The organism is Tahibacter caeni, assembly GCF_024609805.1.
Taxonomy (GTDB): Bacteria; Pseudomonadota; Gammaproteobacteria; order Xanthomonadales; family Rhodanobacteraceae; genus Tahibacter; species Tahibacter caeni.
This window is the reverse complement of record NZ_JANFVR010000388.1, coordinates 1-3955: the sequence shown is the minus strand read 5'-3', so window position 1 is coordinate 3955 and position 3955 is coordinate 1. Positions and strand designations below refer to the sequence as shown.

Annotated in this window: 4 protein-coding genes and 1 pseudogene; 1 reads left to right on the top strand and 4 read right to left on the bottom strand. The window is 70.6% G+C overall.

Annotation, left to right across the window (positions count from 1 at the left end; all coding sequences use genetic code 11):
• From NON22_RS21305 to NON22_RS21290, 4 genes and pseudogenes are all read right to left on the bottom strand, one after another.
• Window positions 1-478, bottom strand: a pseudogene (locus NON22_RS21305) (hypothetical protein); the annotation flags it as partial.
• A complete protein-coding gene (locus tag NON22_RS21300; RefSeq protein WP_257389000.1) occupies window positions 475-1362 on the bottom strand; it encodes a bile acid:sodium symporter family protein in 888 nt (295 codons plus the stop codon). The pseudogene NON22_RS21305 and the gene NON22_RS21300, both read right to left, overlap by 4 nt.
• A 25-nt stretch (window positions 1363-1387) precedes the next feature.
• Window positions 1388-2566 carry a dipeptidase gene (locus tag NON22_RS21295; protein ID WP_257388999.1) on the bottom strand — a complete coding sequence of 393 codons (1179 nt, stop codon included), beginning with the start codon at window positions 2564-2566 and terminating at the stop codon, window positions 1388-1390.
• 119 nt (window positions 2567-2685) lie between these two features.
• Window positions 2686-2892, bottom strand: coding sequence for a hypothetical protein (locus NON22_RS21290; RefSeq protein ID WP_257388998.1), 207 nt, complete (start codon window positions 2890-2892; stop codon window positions 2686-2688).
• 317 nt (window positions 2893-3209) lie between these two features.
• On the opposite strand from NON22_RS21290, the gene NON22_RS21285 reads away from it, so the two are divergent.
• Complete coding sequence (locus NON22_RS21285) at window positions 3210-3806, top strand: RNA polymerase sigma factor (RefSeq protein WP_257388996.1); 597 nt, start codon at window positions 3210-3212, stop codon at window positions 3804-3806.
• The last annotated feature ends 149 nt before the right edge of the window (window positions 3807-3955 follow it).

The following is a 3955-nucleotide window of genomic DNA, read 5'->3' as shown; positions in this document are numbered from 1 at the left end:
GCCCCCAGACGCGCACCTGCGCGATGTCGCGCACGCGCGAGATCGCCGCGAGATGCGTGGCGGCCTGCTCGCCGTAGCCGAGCAGGGCCAGCACCCGCGCATCGCGCCGCGCGAGCGCATCGGTCGCCAGCGCCGATGCGGCCGCGGTGCGTAGCGCGGTCACCGCGCTCGCGTCGACCACGGCCTGCGGCGCGCCGCTGTCGCGGTCGAATAGCACGATGACGCCCTGGTGCGATGACAGGCCGCGCTCGAAGTTGCGCGGGAACACGCTGATGAGCTTGGCGCCGAACGGGCCGTCGGCCAGGGCGCCGGGCATCACGCCGAAGGCGTCGCCGGCATCGAGATCGAGCACGCTGCGCAGCGGCTGGTGCGCGCGGCCCTGCGACAGCGCGATCATCGCCGTGCGCAGCTCGGCGATGCAGGCGCCGAGGTCGAGCTGCGCGCGCACCTGCGCGCCGTCGATGAACAGCAGACTCATGCTGCCGCCGCGGCCGCGGGTGCGCGCCGGCGCAGCCAGCGCACGAGCAGTCCGGCGTTGACGATCATGATGATGCCGTAGATCGTCGGCGTGATCGCGAGCGCCATCTCCTTGAGCACCGACAGCGACAGGAACGTCGCCATCGTCGCGTTGTGGATACCGACCTCGATCGCGACGGTCAGGCTGTCGTTGCGCTCCAGCCGCAGCAGCGCGGCGATGCCGAGGCCCAGCGCCATGCTCGCGGCATTCAGCAGATACGCCGCCGGGCCGGCCTGCAGCAGGTTGGCGAGCACGAGCTCGACGCTGGCCAGCACGGCGAACGCGATGACCGCGATCAGCACGATCAGCGAAGCCGGCCGCAGCCAGACGGTCAGGCGCGCGGCCGCGTCAGGCCAGAGACGGTTGACGAGCATGCCGGCGAGGATCGGCGCCAGGGTCATCTGGGCGAGCTGGCGCATCGTCGCCGGCACCGACAGCGGCGGCACTTCGCCGGCGACGAAATAATGCGACAGCGCCCAGTTGAGCAGCGGCGGAATCGTGAACACCGTGATCAGGCTCGACACCGTCGTCAGCACGACGGCGAGCGCGACGTTGGCCTTGGCCGCATAGGTGATCGCGTTGGAGGTGATGCCGCCGGGGCAGATCGCGAGGATGAACAGCCCGGCGGCCATCGCGGGCGGCAGGCGGAACAGCGCCGCGACGGCCACGGCCAGTGGCGGCAGCAGCACGAGCTGGCCGAACAGGCCGCCGAGCACCGCGCGCGGATTGCGTGCGACCTCGGCGAACTCTCGCGGCCGCAGCGACAGGCCCATGCTGAACATGATCGCGATCAGGCCCAGCGGCACGACCACGCGGTTCACGAGCACGATGAATTCGTCGGACATGGAGGCGGCTCCGTCGGTCCTGGCGTCACCGCCAGATCTGGCCCGCATAGCGCAGGAAGTTGCCGCCGAGGATCTTCTCGATGCGCGCGGTCGGATGGCCGCGCTTCTCGAGCAGCACGGCCAGCTGGAAGAACTGGCCCGCGCCGCGCAGGTCGACGGCGAACGGCAGGGTGTGCGGGCCTTCGCCGGCCGCGGCGATGCCGGCCTTGCGCCGTTCCTCGACTTCGCGCGCGAGCACGGCGCGGTACGCGTCGAGGTCGTCGATCTGGGTCACCGTGCCGTCAGTGCCGATGCCGACGGCGTCCTCGCCGCAGATCTTGACCGCATGCTCGATGTGCGCGACCACGTCGGCTGCGGTCACGATGCCCTTCGCGTTGAGAAACGGCATGAAATAGATGCCGACGAAGCCGCCGCGCTCGGCGACGAGACGCAGCTCCGAGTCGGTCTTGTTGCGCGGCAGGTCGACCAGCGCGCGGCAGCCGGTGTGGTTGATCGAGATCGGCTGCTTGGACACGCGCGCCGCTTCCAGGCAGGTGTTCTCGCCGCTGTGCGACAGGTCGACCATCAGGCGGTTGTCGTTGAGCCGTGCGACGAGCTCGCGGCCGAACGGCGTCAGGCCGCGGTTCTCCTTGGCCATCGCGCCGTCGCCGACCGCGTTGGCCGGGTTGTAGGTCAGCTGGATCACGCGCACGCCGAGGTCGGCGAACACGTCGACACGCTCGAGCTCGTCGCCGATCATCAGGGTGTTCTGGAAGCCGTAGATCAGGCCGACCTTGCCCTCGCGCCGGGCGCGCTCGATGTCGGCCGCGCGCAGCACCTTGGTCACCGCGTCGGGGTAGTCGCGCAGGAAGCGCTCGTAGCGCGCGATGTCCGAAACCGTGCTGCGGAACGGATCGTCCGGACCGGCGACGTGGCCGAGCGTGCAGTTGACCGCGCTGAGGCCCGAGGCGCGCAGGTCGGCGCGCTCGCGCTCGTCGAGGGTCAGCCGCTCGCGCTTGCGCCCGCCGAGACCCGAGCCCTGGTCGGCGTCCGGCACGTTCGGATTGCCTAGGGAGCCCAGCGCGTTGACCACGAGGCTGCCGCGCCAGCGCGCGTGGGTGTCCACGACCGTCGTCGCCCAGGCCGGGATCTGCGCGGCTGCCAGCGCGGCCGCGGGCAGCATCAGGAAGCGGCGGCGGTCCATGGGCGCGATCGTGTCGGACATGCGGGGCTCCGGGCAGGCGAAAGCCCGATCATCTCCGAGCCTCCCGGGCGGCGCCAGGGCCCTGGACGGGAGTTCGCCCAGGCGATTCGGGCCGCCCCGCTACATTGCTGGCGAGTTTCTCAGCAATGATCCGCAGGGAGCTGTTTCAGAAGGGTTTTGCCGCTTATCCACAAGCCCTGTGGATAAGCTTGTGGAAGACCGCCCGGCAGCAGCGTGCAAAGGCCGTAGATACGCGCTCCGCCCGCCGTTGGCGAATCTTTAATCAATTCGCCATATTCCTTGGAAATCAATGCGTTAAATTGTCTTAAAAAGGTCATATGCAGCACTTTGCCGGTTTGTGAGCCGCGTCGCGCCTGGCACTCCGGGGCTGTGCACAACCCTTGACAGGACCGCCGCGCTCGCTCCACCGCACCATTGCTGGCTTTGCCGCCTGTCAACCGCCTGCGGCTGCCCGCGTTAGGAGGGTTCGACATGCCGCGAGAACCCGCAGAGGCCTGAACCATGTGCACCGCACGGCTCCCGTTCCAGGTCCGTAGCCGTCACGGCTTCGCCTCCGGCAGCTGGGGTCGACACCCGGCCGCGTCGGCCCGGACGACCGGCGCGGCCCGACACCAAGTCCCTGCCGGTCTGGAGGTTGCCTAGAATGACGGCTCAGCCGGCGAAGGGTTGCGACTGGATGCCATTGGACGAGGCGCGAGCGGCCACCGCGAAGACCCGGCTCGACGGCTTCCTGCGCAGCGTCGAGCGGCGCGCACTGCGCATCGCCGAGCTCTCGGTCGGCAGTCGCGACGAGGCCCTGGACCTCGTGCAGGATGCGATGCTGGCCTTCGTGCGCAACTATGCCGGCAAGCCTGAGGCCGACTGGCCGCCGCTGTTCCACCGCGTGCTCGACAGCCGGGTGACCGACTGGCACCGGCGCAGCCAGGTCCGCGGCCGCTGGCTCGGCACCTGGTGGCCGGCGGCGCGCGAGGACGACGACGAGGATCCGGTCGCGATGGCGGCGGACCCGGCAGAAACCGGCCCGCTCGCGCGCCTGATCGGCGAGGATGCGGGACAGGCCCTGGAAGGCGCGCTGCGCGGCCTGCCGCTGCGCCAGCGCCAGGCCTTCCTGCTGCGCATCTGGGAAGGACTGGACGTGGCCGACACGGCCACCGCCATGCGCTGCGGCGAAGGCAGCGTGAAGACCCATCTGTGGCGCGCGCTCGCGGCGCTGCGCACGGCCCTGGAGGCACACCGATGAAACCCGACGACTGGACCGAACGGGCGCGCGCCGTGCTCGACGCCTCGGCGCAGAACCTCGACGCAGCGACCCTGTCGCGGCTCAACCGCGCGCGTCAGCAGGCCCTGGCCGCGGCGACGCCGGCCCGGCCCGCGCTGCGCTGGACGCGC